Origin of the sequence: Aeromonas sp. 600886, assembly GCF_049174935.1 — a bacterium.
In the GTDB taxonomy this organism is placed as follows: domain Bacteria; phylum Pseudomonadota; class Gammaproteobacteria; order Enterobacterales; family Aeromonadaceae; genus Aeromonas; species Aeromonas veronii_A.
On sequence record NZ_JAAKUB010000024.1, the window covers coordinates 57,346 to 72,810 of the forward strand.

7 protein-coding genes are annotated in these 15,465 nt (G+C 57.4%); all 7 read left to right on the forward strand.

Annotation, left to right across the window (positions count from 1 at the left end):
- The first annotated feature begins 108 nt into the window (after positions 1-108).
- The 7 genes from G5179_RS17030 to G5179_RS17060 all read left to right on the forward strand — a co-directional run bounded on the left by G5179_RS17030 (position 109) and on the right by G5179_RS17060 (position 15,332).
- Positions 109-2,805, forward strand: coding sequence for a GH92 family glycosyl hydrolase (locus G5179_RS17030; RefSeq protein ID WP_335843681.1), 2,697 nt, complete (start codon positions 109-111; stop codon positions 2,803-2,805).
- Positions 2,806-2,860: 55 nt separating this feature from the next.
- On the forward strand, positions 2,861-5,263 hold the full coding sequence (locus G5179_RS17035; protein ID WP_216953255.1) for a GH92 family glycosyl hydrolase: 2,403 nt from the start codon (positions 2,861-2,863) through the stop codon (positions 5,261-5,263).
- A 62-nt stretch (positions 5,264-5,325) separates the two neighbouring features.
- Positions 5,326-7,848, forward strand: coding sequence for a GH92 family glycosyl hydrolase (locus G5179_RS17040; protein WP_421258776.1), 2,523 nt, complete (start codon positions 5,326-5,328; stop codon positions 7,846-7,848).
- Between the two features lie 306 nt (positions 7,849-8,154).
- Positions 8,155-10,593 (forward strand): GH92 family glycosyl hydrolase, encoded by a 2,439-nt coding sequence (locus G5179_RS17045; RefSeq protein WP_421258777.1) that lies wholly within the window; start codon positions 8,155-8,157, stop codon positions 10,591-10,593.
- 442 nt (positions 10,594-11,035) lie between these two features.
- Positions 11,036-12,928, forward strand: a complete 1,893-nt coding sequence (locus tag G5179_RS17050) for a PTS fructose transporter subunit EIIC (RefSeq protein WP_421258778.1) — start codon at positions 11,036-11,038, stop codon at positions 12,926-12,928.
- Positions 12,929-13,163: 235 nt separating this feature from the next.
- Positions 13,164-13,916 (forward strand): DNA/RNA non-specific endonuclease, encoded by a 753-nt coding sequence (locus G5179_RS17055; protein WP_421258779.1) that lies wholly within the window; start codon positions 13,164-13,166, stop codon positions 13,914-13,916.
- A 312-nt stretch (positions 13,917-14,228) separates the two neighbouring features.
- Entirely contained in the window at positions 14,229-15,332 is a 1,104-nt protein-coding gene (locus G5179_RS17060) for an ElyC/SanA/YdcF family protein (protein WP_421258780.1), read from the forward strand.
- Positions 15,333-15,465: the final 133 nt, after the last annotated feature.

Consider the following 15,465-nt stretch of genomic DNA (forward strand, 5'->3'; position numbering starts at 1 on the left):
TGCAGATGGCTCTCTCATCCGGCAGATATTCATTGGCTGGCCCGGCGTTCTGCATTATCTGTTTTTATACGTTCGATACCCTACTTTCATTAACCTGTGGCGACAAATATGAAACTGAAACGTTCCCTGCTCGCGTGTGCCGTACTGGCTGGCCTGGTTGGTATATCCGGTTGTCAAAATGACTCGGATACCGCTGTCGATAACAATAAAGAGACGAACGTCTCCCGTTACGTCAATCCGTTCATCGGCACAGGTAATTTGGGCAACACCTATCCTGGTGCCACTACCCCGCATGGCATGGTGCAACTGTCGCCCAATAATGGGGCCAATGGCTGGGAATATATCTCCGGCTATTACTACCACGACAACCGCCTCGCCGGGTTTTCCCACACTCACCTCTCGGGGGCCGGAGCTGGAGATCTCAACGATATTCTGGTGATGCCGATCAACTCACGCTCCAATTTCATGCTGAACGAGGGGTCGGCCTCACTGAATCTGGAGGCCTCCCGCTACAGCCACAAGGATGAAGAGGCAACGGCGGGCTACTACAAGGTCAATCTGAAGGATTACGGGATCAAGGCCGAGCTGACCGCCTCGGATCGGGTGGGGGTTCATCGCTACACCTTCCCGCAAGATAAAAAATCGGAAATCGTGGTCAACCTCGGCTTCAAGGTCAACTGGGACTACACCTCCGACTCCTATCTGAAATGGGACAAAACCCACAACCGGATCGAGGGCCATCGCTTCTCTGACGGCTGGGCCCCCAGCCAGAAAGAGTTCTTCGTGATGGAGTTCGACCAGCCCATCAAAAACATCCGCTTCGCCTACTTTGACAAAGACCAGAACCGCTATCTGGACCTGCCGGAAGGCACCACCGAGATCGGCAACGAGACCCGTGGCAAATATCAGTACGCGCGTGCCTATGTGGAATTTGATACCGCGGCGGCGGGCTTGGTCGTCGAGGCCAAGGTAGCCCTCTCCAACGTCGAGATCGGCCGGGATGGCAACGCTGGCGCCTCACTCAACATGACCGAAGTGGCCAATATGTCGTTTGACGATGTCCGTCAGGCTGCGACCCAAAAATGGGAAAAGGAGCTGGGCAAGATCCGGGTCAGTGGGGATGAGGAGTACAAACAGACCTTCTACACCGCGCTCTACCACACCTATCTGGGCCAGACCATTCACTCCGATCTGGACGGACGCTACCGCCAGGTGCATCAGGGGCGCAACGCCTATCCGGATGGCAACACACCGTGGGGCGAGCAGATCGATACCCTCAAGGAGTCGGTGCGCACCGCCGATGCCAACCGGGATGGCAAAGCGGACTTTACCCGTTACGACACCTTCTCCCTGTGGGACACCTACCGCGCAGTACAACCCCTCTCGTCACTGCTGGAGCCGGATCGCCTCGCCGATGTGGTGCTCTCCATGCTCTCCTACGCCGAGGAGGAGTGGATGGACGATCTGGGCAACCTGCGCAAGGGCAGATTGCCGGAGTGGACCTTCAAGGGTAACGAGACCGGCATGATGATGGGGATGCACTCCACGCCGGTGATCCACGACGTACTCTCCAAAGGCTCGCTGGACAGACGGATGATCGCGCTGGGCTTCAGCGATGCGGAACGTCAGGAGATCAAGGAGCGACTGGTGACCGCCATGATCACCGACGCCCGCGCAGCCACCAGCCAGGGGGTCGCCTGGATCAAGGAGTACGAGCAGCAAGGCTATGTACCTGCCCAGTTGCATGACACACCGCCGGGCAATGACTGGGAATCTCACTCCCCCTTCAAGGATGCCTGGACCTCATCCTACTCGCTGGAGTACTCCATGAATGACTGGGCGATCGCCCAATCGATCAAGGCAGTATTTGGCGAAAGTGACCCCCGCTATCAGGAGTTTGCCGATCGATCCAAGAACTGGCAGGCGCAGTTTGACTTTGGCGGCAAGCAGTACAAGGGGTGGTTCAAGGCCCGCGACTACGCTGGCAACTTCATTGATGCCGGTTGGGTAGACCCGAAAACCGGCCGGGCAGTGGGCAAGGATTGGCGCCCCGACATGTTCAACTGGTCATTCGCCGAGTCCAACGGCTGGCAATACGCCTTCAGCGTTCAACATGACATTCATGGCCTGGTCGATCTGATGACCCGCTTCGACCAGACCCAGAATCCTCAGGCCAAACGGGGCGAACTGTTTGCCAAACGGCTGGACGAGTATTGGAGTACCTATCCGGATCGCAACGCTGGCGACAACCAGTTCCCGGTATTCAACACCGGCAACGTGGGACAGCATGTGCAGGGCAACGAGCCCGATATCCATGTGCCCTACCTCTACAACTACGTAGGACAGCCCTGGAAGGGACAGGCCGCCATCGTGGCAGCCACCAACGTCTGCTACAAGAACACCCCTGACGGCATCTGTGGCAACGATGACTTTGGCACCCTCTCTGCCTGGTTCGTGTTCCGGGCGCTGGGCTTCTTCCCGGTCAATGCCTCCTCCGGCATCTACGAGATTGGCACCCCCATGTTCGAAACCGCCTCGCTCGATGTGGGTGCGGGCAAACAGTTCACCGTCACGGCCCAGAATGTCAGCCGCGACAACATCTACATCCAGTCCGCTCGCCTCAATGGCAGCGAGTTCAATCGCAGCTACCTCACCCATGAGGAAATCCTCAGTGGCGGCAAGCTTGAATTCGTGATGGGCGATAGCCCCAACCAGAATTGGGGCAGCCAGCCGGAAGATCTGCCGCCCGCGCAAGGTATCGGCACCTTCCTGCACGAAGGCGACCTGCCTGCCGGTTCCCGTTAATCACCTGTTCGGGGGAGGACTTCCTCCCCCATCACCACTCAAAAATGGAATGACCATGTTCAAGTGCAATCTTCTTTCTCTTGCGGTGATTGCCGCACTGACCGGTGGCATCGCCGGTTGCAACAGTGAGAGCGAGTCTACCGCTATCGAGAAACCGGTAACTCCGGTTGTCGATCTGTCGGTACTGAAATACGTTGACCCCATGATAGGCACCGCCGCATCAGGCCACACTTTCCCCGGTGCCACCCGCCCTGCCGGCATGGTGCAGCTCTCGCCGGATACCTTTATTGGCTCCAACACCGATCACGAGAGCGGACTCAACCCCTGGCACTCAGCCTCCGGCTACTGGGACTCTTCCAATTACCTCACGGGCGAGATCGTCGCAACCGATGTTCCGCTCTACGGCTTCTCCCATACCCATCTCTCCGGCACCGGCGCCACCGATCTGGGCGACATTCTGGTACTGCCCTACGCCGAGATGGCCGACGCCCAGATAAACGCCTTTGACAAAACCAATGAGCACGCCAGCGCCGGTTATTACAAAACCAGACTGAACAAGGGGGAGATTGAGGTTGAACTGACCACCACCAAACGAGTCGGTTTGCACCGTTACACCTTCGCCAAAGGAGCGGATCGGAATGTGAAATTCGATCTGGGTCATACCCTGCTGAACAACAACGGCCAATCGCTGAAAAACAAAATCGAAGTGGTGGATGAGTACACCCTGCGTGGCCGCAAAACCTCCACTGGCTGGTTCCAGGGACAGAACCATCAGGGCCAGAACATCTTCTTCTACGCCAAATTCAACCAACCTGTGGCCAGGGCCATGCTGGGCGAGCAGGACAAGATGCCCACCCGGGAGATGCGCCCCAACAGCGTCTATCAAGGGGATGACCTGACCGCCTACCTCAATTTTGGCCAGGGTGACCAACCGCTCGAGATCCGGGTCGGTATCTCGGCGGTGAGCTGGCAAGGAGCACAGAAGAATCTGGAGGCGGAAGCCCCCACCTTTGATTTTGCCAAGGTGAAGTCAGACGCAGAATACGCGTGGGCCGAAAAGCTGGCAACACTCAAAACCGAAGGGGGGACGGAGACCGAGAAGACCAATTTCTACACCGCTCTCTACCACATGATGATCGCCCCTATCGAGCTCTACGATGTGGATGGCAAGTATCTTGATATGCAAGGCACCCTGCGCACCCTGCAACCTGGCGATACCCCCAACTACTCCATCTACTCGACCTGGGATACCTTCCGCGCCGTTCACCCCATGTGGACCATCATGGACCCGCCACAGGCGACTCTCTACGCCAAGGATCTAATCCGCAAATCCAACGTGGAGTTCGGCCTGCTGCCCAAATGGGAAGGCCACGGCTCGGAAACCGGCACCATGATTGGCTACCCCTCGGCGGCCATCCTTGCCGATGCGGTGACCAAGGGGCTGATCGATGCGCAAGAGGCACTGGAAGCCTCGGTCAAATCGGCCCACTACCGGCCTGCCGATTACCCGCAGATCCATGACGACATCCTGAGCTCGCTGATGGCCGGTCAGCTCAGCTATCACGAGAAAGAGCAGTGCGTCCGTTATCCCAACTGGAACTCGGTCTCCTACTCGCTGGAGTTCTCTTTCTACGACTGGACCATCGCCGAGATGGCGAAAGCCGCGGGCGACATGACTACCTATCAGGAGTTCAAGGCACGATCCTACAACTCGCTCAAACATTGGGATCCCCAGGCTGGCAATGCCGATGGCAAAGGCTTCTTCGTACCGACCGAGCTGAAAAACGGTGACCCGTGCGCCCTGAAATACGCGGCGGCCGATTTCGATCCCTACAAGTCGGATGCCTTCTACTACACCGAGGGCAATGCCTGGCAGTGGCAGTGGTCCTTCATGCAGGATCTCGACAAGCTGACCGAGATCATGGGTGGCCAGCAGGGACTGAACGACAAGCTCGACAACCTGTTCAACGCCGACCCCAACGGGGGCGAAGCACATCAGGACATGACCGGTTACATCGGGCAGTACATTCATGGCAACGAGCCCTCACACCACGTCATCTATCTCTACAATCGCACCGCTCAGCCCTGGAAAGCGCAGGAGTACCTCGACCGGGTCTATAAGGAGTTCTACAAAACCACCCCGGATGGCCTGATCGGCAATGAAGACGTCGGCCAGATGTCGGCCTGGTACATCATGAGTGCCATGGGCTTCTATCAAATCTCCCCGGGCGACCCGACCTACACCATCGGTCGTCCCATCTTTGACAAGGTCACCATCAACCTGCCCGACGGTCAGTTCAACGTGGTAGCGCAGAACAACAGCCCGGACAACCTCTATGTCAAAGAGGTCACCATCAATGGCAAGCCACTCAACCAGTACAACACCTTCGCCCACAGCGAGATCCGTCCCGGTGGTGAGCTGCGTTTTGTGATGACCAACCAGCAACCGACCCCGTAACTCTACAAGCGGCAAGCCACCCGGCTTGCCGCTTTTTCATCTCCGGAATTTGAGGAACAACAATGTTCAAACCCCACAAGCTGGCCATCATGGTGACAGCCCTGCTTGGCCTCTATGGCTGCAACACAAATGATGAGACTACTGACAATGGCCGTCCCGATAATGCCCTGCAGGTGCTGCAATATGTCGATCCGCTGATCGGCACCGATGGGCTGGGCAATGTCAATCCGGCCCCGGTCATGCCGGAAGGGATGATCCAGCCGGGCCCGGACAACTGGAATCCGGCCAACTGGAATGGCAAGGGATCCCCTTCCGACTATCACCACCATCTGGCCAAGCTTTCCGGCTTCAGCAGCACCCATATCTCGGGGGCAGGCAAGGGGGATCTCAATGATTTCGCCTTCTTGCCCTTCATCGGCAGCAATACCGACCCGGTCACCATCAACAAGACGAGCGAACAGTCGGAAGTAGGCTATTACAAAGCGGATCTGGTGGAGACCGGCATCAAGGCCGAACTCACTGCCACCCAGCGGGTCGCCTTCCACCGTTACAGCTATCCGGCGGGTGAAGATCGCAAAGTCCAGCTTGATCTGCAGCACGAGCTGCTGGAGCAGTACGGTAACCACTCCCGCAATATTTACTTCAAGCGGGTGAGCGACAACGCCATTGCCGGAGCCAGAACCAGCAACGAGTGGGGGCAGTGGCAGACGGTCTTTTTCTACGCCGAGTTTTCCGAGCCGTTTGTGGATCAGATCCTCTATGTCGATGGCAAATTGAGCAACGACACCGAGGTGGGGTTGGCCGATTACATCGGGTATGGCGAAACCAGACCCCGGGTACGGGATGTGGTGACCCAGCTCAACTTTGCCAAAGGGGAACGGCCCATCACCATGAAGATGGCCATCTCGGGCACCGGCATTGAGGGGGCCATGGCCAACCTGCGCGCCGATGAACATGACTACCGCTTCGATCAGGTGGTGCAGGAGAACAAGCAGGCATGGGCGAAAGTGCTCAATAAGTTCACCCTGGAGGGTGGCAGCGATGCCGACAAGACGATGTTTTATACCTCGCTCTATCGCACCTACATCGCCCCCTTCGTCTATCAGGATGTGGATGGTCAATATCGCGGAATGGATGGCAAGGTGCATCAGGCCAAGCCGGGCTTTACCAACTATTCGGTCTACTCCATGTGGGACACCTTCCGCGCCGCCCACCCATTGAAGACCATCATCGAAAAAGAGCGATCCATCGACTATGTGCACGATCTGCTCAACAAATATAAAACCGGCGGCATCATGCCCAAATGGGAGCTGCACTCCGACTATACCGGCGAGATGGTCGGCTATCCGGCGGTCTCCATCATCGCCGATGTCATCGTCAAATATCCGAATGCATTCACGCCGGAAGAGATAAAGCTGGCATTGCAGGCGGCCAACGTCTCCGCCAATTTTGACCTCGAGCTGACCAAAAGCTGGGTGCCCTATAAGGATCCCTGGAACGGTGACAAGCGCTTCACCGTGATGACCCGCCACGGTCAGTATGCCGAGCAGCACGGCTATGTTCCGGCCAACGTCAAATACAAGCCGGAAGAGGGCGGCATGGCGCAGGACAAGTACGATGAGCTGGTCAACGAATCCGTCTCGTACGGTGTCGAGAACGCTTACTATGACTGGTGCATCGCCCAGCTGGCCCGCCTGGCTGGCGACAAATCCGCCGAGAACCGCTATCTGGCCCGGGCTACTACCTGGCGCGCCTATTTTGACTACAACCCGGCGCAATATGGCAAATATGGTTCGACTGGGTTTATGCGCCCCAAAAATTACGATGGCAGTTGGGTCAACAACTACCCCTCCTGTGCCATCGACAACAATGGCAACCCCGTTACGCCACCACAAAACTGTGACACCAACGACAGCAGCCGTTATGACATCTTCTGGCCCTATCGTGCCGAGCACCGGGGACAGGACTTTACCGAAGGCAACACCTGGCAGTGGAGCTGGTTTGTTCCCCACGATATCGAGGGGCTCAAAGAGGCGATGGGGGGCGAGGAGAAATTCAGGAAGAATCTGGATGCCCTCTTCACCGCCAACTCCAATGCCGACACCTCGCAGGGGGATATGACCGGCTATATCGGGCAGTTCGTGATGGGGAACGAACCGGATCACCATGTTCCGTATCTCTATAACTGGACCAAAGAGCCGTGGAAAACCCAGGAGTATGTGGATCAGGCGGTGCGCAGCTTCTTCCACCCAACCACCACAGGGCTGATTGGCAATGAGGACGTGGGGCAAATGTCCGCCTGGTACATCATGAGTGCCCTTGGCTTCTATCAGGTCACGCCGGGAGTCCCGGTCTACACCATAGGTCGGCCGCTGTTTGACAAGGTGACGATGGATATTGATGGCGGGAAATTCATCGTGAGCGCCGAGAACAATGGCCCCCAAAATATCTATGTGGAATCCGTCACCATCAATGGCAAACCGTTGGGGGAAAACCTGACATTCAACCACAGCGATATTCGGGCAGGTGGTGAACTGAAATTTATCATGACGGCGCAAAAACCGACCCGCTCAGATAATAAATAACCATCATGCATTATCAATATATGTTCAGGCCCAAAGCTTCCTTTGGGCCTCTTTTTTGGTCGATTCACAAGAACACTCAAAAAATATGACGTGCTGCATCACATGATATGCGGATCACAAACAGACAGCCTTGTCACAAAAGTCTAGTGAATGGCACTTTTTTACTCTGTCGATGAAACAGAAGCCATGGGAATAATAGCGCTCGCCGGGATTGACAGCGCCGAGCCTTGATATTACTCAGGCACCACTCCGGCATCAAAAAATAAATTCTGACTGCTCACCCCCTACACGATGGAGCCGTTCCATATGTTCAAGAGAAATATTCTGGCTATTACCCTGACCAGCACCCTGGCCATGTTATCCGGCTGCGATTCAGATAACAGCAGCACCGATAACGACGAGCAAAAGCCAACGCCAACCAATGTGTTGCAATACGTGAATCCATTTGTTGGCACTGGCTTTAACGGTCACACTTTTCCCGGCCCCGTGGTACCGGAAGGCATGGTGCAACTCTCGCCGGATACCGAACTGATAGGGTGGCACTCCTCCTCCGGCTATCACTTTGACAAAGACACCCTGTTCGGTTTTTCCCACACCCATCTCTCCGGCACCGGCATGGGGGGGCTCGGGGATATTCTTTTCCTACCCTTTACCGAAGATAAGGCCAAATACATCGAGCCGAACAATGATTACCGCAAGGCCATCTCGGTCAAAATGGACAAAAAATCCGAGCAGGCCGAGCCTGGCTACTATGCGGTGCGTATCGCCGAAAATGGCATCAAGGCCGAGTTGACCGCCTCCGAGCGGGTGGGCTTTCACCGCTACACCTATCCGCAGGGCCAACCACAACGACTGAAGATCGACTTGAATTCGATCCTCAACAGCGACTGGGGATCGAGTTCGCTTCGCAACAAGCTCACTGTCAGCGAAGATGGCTACACCATCACCGGCGAGCGGGATGCCACCCACTTCTCCGGCTGGGCGAAAAACCAGAAGATCTTCTTCCATGCGACCTTCGACAAGAAGATCAAAGGGGTCTACCTCCTCACCGGGGGTGTGCCGGTAGAGGGCTTGAGCGCCGAGCACAAGGCCAAATCCAATGCCGATGTCACCGCCTACGTCGAGTTTGAAGAGGGCGGTTCTGCCCAGCTCAATGCCAAAGTTGCCCTCTCGGCGGTTGATGCCACCGGTGCACAGAAAAACTACCAGGCCGAAGGGGATGTATCGTTTGACGAGGCCCGCGCCAATGCCCGCGACAAGTGGGCCAACGCCCTCAACTTCACCATCGAGGGGGGCAGCAAGAAGCAAAGCGAGATCTTCTACACCGCCCTCTATCACACCAAGATCGCCCCCATCGTCCATCAGGATGTGGATGGCAACTACCGCGGCATGGGCAAAGGGGCGCAGGCCAAGGGGGAAGGCAGCTACTCGATTTACTATGGTCAGGCGAGCGAAGAGCAGCCCAACTTCTCGGTCTACTCCCTGTGGGACACCCAGCGCGCGCTGCACCCGCTCAAGACCATCACCGAACCCACCCGCGCCGTGCAATATGCCAAGAACCTGATCCAGAAGTATCTGGAGAGCGGCCTGCTGCCCAAGTGGGAGCATCTGGGGGATGAGACAGGCACCATGGTGGGCTATCCGGCGGTAGTGGTGATTGCCGATGCCATCACCAAATACCCCGAGGCCTTCACCGCGCAGGAGAAAAATCTGGCGCTCAAGGCCGCCATCGACTCCTCCACCTATACCAACTACCCCATGCTGGCGACCGAGTGGGACAAGGCGGTGCTGGACAAGACCCTGACCAACCACATCGATTACATCGAGAAGAACGGCTTTGCCCCGGCAGTGCAGCGGATCGACGGTCAGCCCGTCTTCGCTGACTACACTCTCGAGTCGGTCTCCTACGGCCTGGAGAACGCCTTCTATGACTGGGCCATCGCCCGGATCGCCAAGGCGGCCGGCAACCCGGCGGCCGAAGCGCGCTATCTGGCCCGTTCTAACGGCTATCAGCGCTACTTCGACCACAATGCGTCCGAATACGCCCAGTACGGGGTGACCGGTTTCATGCGTCCGGTGATGATCGATGGCTCCTTCATGACGCCGTTTGATCCTTATGGCACCGAACATGAGACCGGCAACTATACCGAGGGCAACGCCTGGCAGTGGACCTGGTTTGTGCCCCATGACATCAAGGGTCTGAAAACCGCGATGGGCGGAGAAGAGGCCTTCAAGCAGAATCTGGACGCCACCTTTGCCGCCGAGAGTCAGGGGTCGGAGACCGCTGACATGACCGGGATGATGGGTCAGGTGGCCTTCGGGAATGAACCCTCCCACCATATCCCCTACCTCTACAACTGGACATCGGAGCCTTGGAAAACTCAGGAGACGGTCGACTACATCCTCGACACCATGTACTCGAACACCCCGGCAGGCATCATAGGCAACGAGGATGTGGGCTCCATGTCTGCCTGGTATGTGATGTCAGCACTTGGCTTCTATCAGGTGAATGCGGCAGATCCCGTTTACACTATTGGCCGCCCGCTATTTGCCAAAGCGACCATCCCGGTCAAGGGGGGAACCTTCACCATCATCGCCGATAACAACAGCGCCAAGAACCGCTATGTCCAGTCGGTCACCATCAATGGCAAACCGCTCAAGGATGGTCTCTTCTTCGAGCACAAGGAGTTTATACCGGGGGGCAACCTCCACTTCGTGATGGGCGATACCCCGCCACAAAAGTAACGATCGATAGCATTGAGGTGACATTCAGCACGCAATCCGAAAATGTCACTTTGTGATACCCGACGGCCCACGCCAGATGGATTGATAAAATCCAATCAGCGCTGGGCCATTTTATTTTCCAGTGGGAAGCCCAGGTTCAACCATTAACCCGTTTTTCTCAAATATGCCTTAAATCGGGCAATAAACCGCAAAAAATGGCTGTAAATCCCATTACAAGGGTTTTTCTGTCATATCTTGACCGCTGTCACATCCTGCCATTAATTAAACAAAAACCACTATTGAGTTAAAGATTAACACTTTGCGAGCTGGATCACACCAGCAAAACCATGCAACAAAAATCCAGTTATTGCTACATTCATCGCCTGTCCAACCCTACCCTTGAGGGCAATAATGAGCCCAATTCGCAACGCATGACTTAGCCCTTACAGGGAAGGAGAGTGAGATGTTACCCACCATGACCAACGGCAGACTCATCTGCCTGGAGTTGAAGGCCACCAGCAAGGAGGCTCTGTTCGACGAGATGGCACAGATGCTGGCGCGCGATGGCGCCGTGTCTGATCAACAGCAATTCGTCAAGGATATCTGGGCCCGCGAGCAGCTGGACTGCACCGGCTTCGAGCAGGGTGTCGCCCTGCCCCATGCCAAGAGCAAGGCGGTCAGTCGTCCGGCCATTGCCATCGGTGTCAGCCGTCAGGGTATCGAGTACGGCGCCGAAGATGGCAAGCCAACTCAACTGATCTTCATGATCGCCTCCCCGGATGGCGGCGCCAACCACCACATCGAAGTGCTGGCCGAGCTCTCCACCCGTCTGCTGGAACCGGGCTTTATCGAGCAGATGAAGGCGGCCACCACCGTCGAGCAAGCGCTGACCCTGCTCAAGCAAGGCCCGAAAGCAGAAAAACCGGCGCCAGCCGCCAAACCGGCAGCCACTGCTCCGGTTGAACCCACCGATCGCACCTTTAAGGATCGCCTCAACACCATGAAGCAGCACCTGCTGTTTGGTACTTCCCACATGATCCCCTTCATCGTGGCGGGCGGTGTGCTGCTGTCACTGTCGGTGATGATGAGCGGCAAGGGCGCCGTGCCGGAAGCGGGCTTCCTCAAAGACATGGCAACCATGGGGATCGCCGGTCTGACCCTGTTTACCGCCGTGCTGGGTGGCTATATCGCCTACTCGCTGGCTGACAAGCCGGGCCTGGCCCCGGGCATGATCGGCTCCTGGATTGCCGTTCAGCACTATCAAACCGGTTTCCTCGGCGCCATTCTGGTGGGCTTTATCGCCGGTTTCGTGGTCAATCAGCTCAAACGGATCAAGCTGCCTGACTCCATGACCTCCCTCGGTTCCATCTTCATCTATCCGCTGATCGGTACCTTTCTGGTGTGCGGCATCGTGATGTGGGGGATCGGTGCCCCGATCGCCGCCATGATGGAAGGGATGAACCACTGGCTCTCCAGCATGGCGGGCTCAGGTAAAGTGATGCTGGGTGCCATTCTGGGTGGTATGACCGCCTTCGATATGGGCGGCCCGGTCAACAAGGTTGCTACCCTGTTTGCCCAGACTCAGGTCAACACCCAGCCCTGGCTGATGGGTGGTGTCGGTATCGCCATCTGTGTACCGCCACTGGGTATGGCACTGGCGACCTTCATGTCTCCGAAGCGTTACAAGAAAGAGGAGCGTGAATCCGGCAAAGCGGCCGCCATCATGGGCATGATCGGTATCAGTGAAGGTGCTATCCCGTTTGCTGCCGCTGACCCCATGCGTGTTATCCCGGCCATCGTCGCAGGCGGCATCGTCGGCAACATCACCGGCTTCATGATGCACAGTATCAACCACGCCCCCTGGGGTGGCTGGATTGTGCTGCCGGTGGTGGAAGGCAAGATGGGTTACATTCTCGGCACCATCCTCGGCGCCCTGACCACAGCCATCATCGTCAACCTGCTGAAGAAGCCAGTGAGCGAAGAAGATGACGTGACCACCACCCAAACCAGCTTCGAGATCATTGAAGCGGAAGGAGAAGCGGACGTACTGGCCATCACTGCCTGCCCGTCTGGCGTGGCCCACACCTTCCTGGCCGCCAAGAGCCTGCAGAAGGCTGCCGCCAAGCAGGGGATCAAGATCAAGGTCGAGACCCAGGGCGCCAACGGCATCATCAACCGCATCACCGCCAAGGATGTCGCAAACGCCCGCTGCGTCATCTTCGCCCACGACGTGGCGATCAAGAACCGCGAGCGCTTCACCAATATCGAGGTCATCGATGTGAAAACCAAAGAGGCGATTCACAATCCGGAAGCACTGCTGGCCCGCACGCTGGGCAACAAGGCAAACGCCGCCTGATAACCGTCAGACTCCACCTATAACAAGGGGCCCATCACTGGCCCCTTTTCGTTACCTGCTAAGCAACCGCATATCATCCCACCGACCAAGCCACTGATTTAAAACATATTAACCAGTCACATCACGGTTCTTGGCGAGCCGTCACAGAACGGTGACGTGTAAAAAAACAGCAATTGAAGCGCTAGTCAGATCTCATGTCAAATGGCTCCGCCTACTAAACTGGAGCATCACAAAAATGATAAAAATCAATAAATTGGTTCTGGCTGTTACCCTCACCCTCACTGCCACCCCCTTGCTGGCAGCACATTGGGAGTGCGGTGAGCACGTGCGCTTTGGTCTGCCCTCCGAATCGGATCAGAAGCTCTGCCGTGAAGGGTATGCGGTCGGCTACAACTACGACTACAAGGTGGCGGACTGGGTCTCCTACCGGATGACCGCCCAGAGCGCACAGGGCACAGTGCCCCGCAAGGATGCCTTCGCCGAGGACAGGGAGATCCCGGTTGCCTACCGCGCCACCCTCTCCGACTACAAGGGCTCGGGCTACGACCGTGGCCATCAGGCCCCGGCGGGGGACATGAAATCGAACAAGAACACCATGAAAGAGAGCTTCCTGCTGAGCAACATGACACCGCAGATCGGGGTGCTCAACCAGAAGGCGTGGAGCGTGCTGGAGGACAAGGTGAACAAGTGGGCGGTCTCCCGCAAGGATGTGCAGGTGATCACCGGCCCCATCTTTACCGGCTCTGAAGAGTCCATCGGTCAGGGTGTGGCGATCCCGAGCGCCTACTACAAGATCGTGATGGACCCGGCCAGACTGCAGGCCATCGCCTTTATCATGCCGCAGGAAGAGGTGCCCATTAGCCAGATCGCCGACTACCGGGTCTCGGTGCGCGAGGTGGAAGAGCAGACTCAGCTCAACTTCTTCAGCGATATGCCCGAAGAGCAGCAAGAGACGCTGGAAGCCCGTGTCTCCCCGATGTGGAACTGACCGCGAACACTCGCCAACAGATGGATTGACACCCCATCTGTCTTGCATCGCAACAGAGGGAGGGGGAGTCACGCACCCCCTGCCCTTTTCAGATGGCTGCTGACCCTTTGCGGCCACTGTTGCGGCCATTTTTGCGGCCACTAGTGTGGCATCACCCGACGACTCGCCCCGACTCACAGTTTGCCGCGCCGTTAACTGGTATATTGCCCCCTCTTTGGCACTAACAGACTGAATTGACACACATTTGCCTCGTCGCATCGGCCCGCAAGCCGCTGCGCAACGGCGCGATTCAGCCCGACAGAGGACCTTTTGATGAAACAGACCCTTCTTGCCCTCACCCTCGGCGGCCTGCTGGCGCTCTCGCCCCTCGCCCTGCAAGCGGCCGAGAGCTCGATGCAAATGGAGCACGACCTCAATACTCTGGTCAGCAAACGCCAGGCGGTGGACATGCTGCTCGGCGAAGCGCTGCAAATCTACAAATCGCCAGCCAAGATCTCCCACGCCGGTTTTACCGCCAAGATGCCGAGCAATATGGAGCTGGTGACCGAGCGGCTGCTGGCCGCCTACCAGCTTGAGCCCTACCGCACCGACCTGCTCATCTCGGCGGCCAACGCCCAGATCTACAACGGCAACCTGAGCCGCGCCATCACCTTGCTGGAGCAGGCGCAGGCCGTCGCCCCCGATGATCTCGACATCAACAGCTATCTCGCCATCTGGCAGCTAGTGAAGGGTAACAAGGAGGCTTCCCGCAGCTATCTGGCGAAAGTGGCGGATCGCAACAGTGGCCGCGCCGCCGATCTGGAGGAGATCATCGCCCGGGTGCAGCGGATCACCGCCGCCCCGCTGCAAACCGAACTGACCAGGGATCAGGTCAAGGCCAGCAAAGAGGGCAAGCGCGCCATCGTCACCCTGGGCTACGCCCTCAATCCCGACGGCAGCATGGACAAGATCCTGCTGGGCCGTCTGCAAACCACCCTTGAGCTGGCCAAAGCCGACCCGGAGGCGCTGCTCATCCTGACCGGCGGCGTACCCCAGAACCGCCAGACCGAGGGCAAGCTGATGGCTGACTGGCTGGCCAACCACGGCATCGATCGCAGCCGCCTGATTGAAGAGAACTACGCCACCAGCACGGTGGATAACGCCCTCTACAGCGCCTATGCCCTCGCCCGCCACCAGATTGACTATGCGGTGCTGGTAAGCTCCGCCAGCCATGTACGCCGCGGTCAGACAGTGCTGGAAATCGCCTGCGACCAGATTGGCCCGGCCAACATCAAGGTGGCGAGCGTCAGCTACCCCGACAAACCCCTCGAGGAGCTGGCCACCCCGAGCGAGAGCGAGCTGCTCGGCATCTACCGCGACGCCCTGCGCACCTACGGCATGTGGAGCTACCGCTCCGCCCCGCTGATCGAGCGTTGATCGGCCATCAACACGAAAAAGAGAGGGAGGCGCGATGCCTCCCTCTCTTTTATTGACTGTCCCGTCCTGAATATGGTTTACACCTTTCCCCCCAATACATGGAGAACCCGATGGGACAAGGTGTGAAACGAAC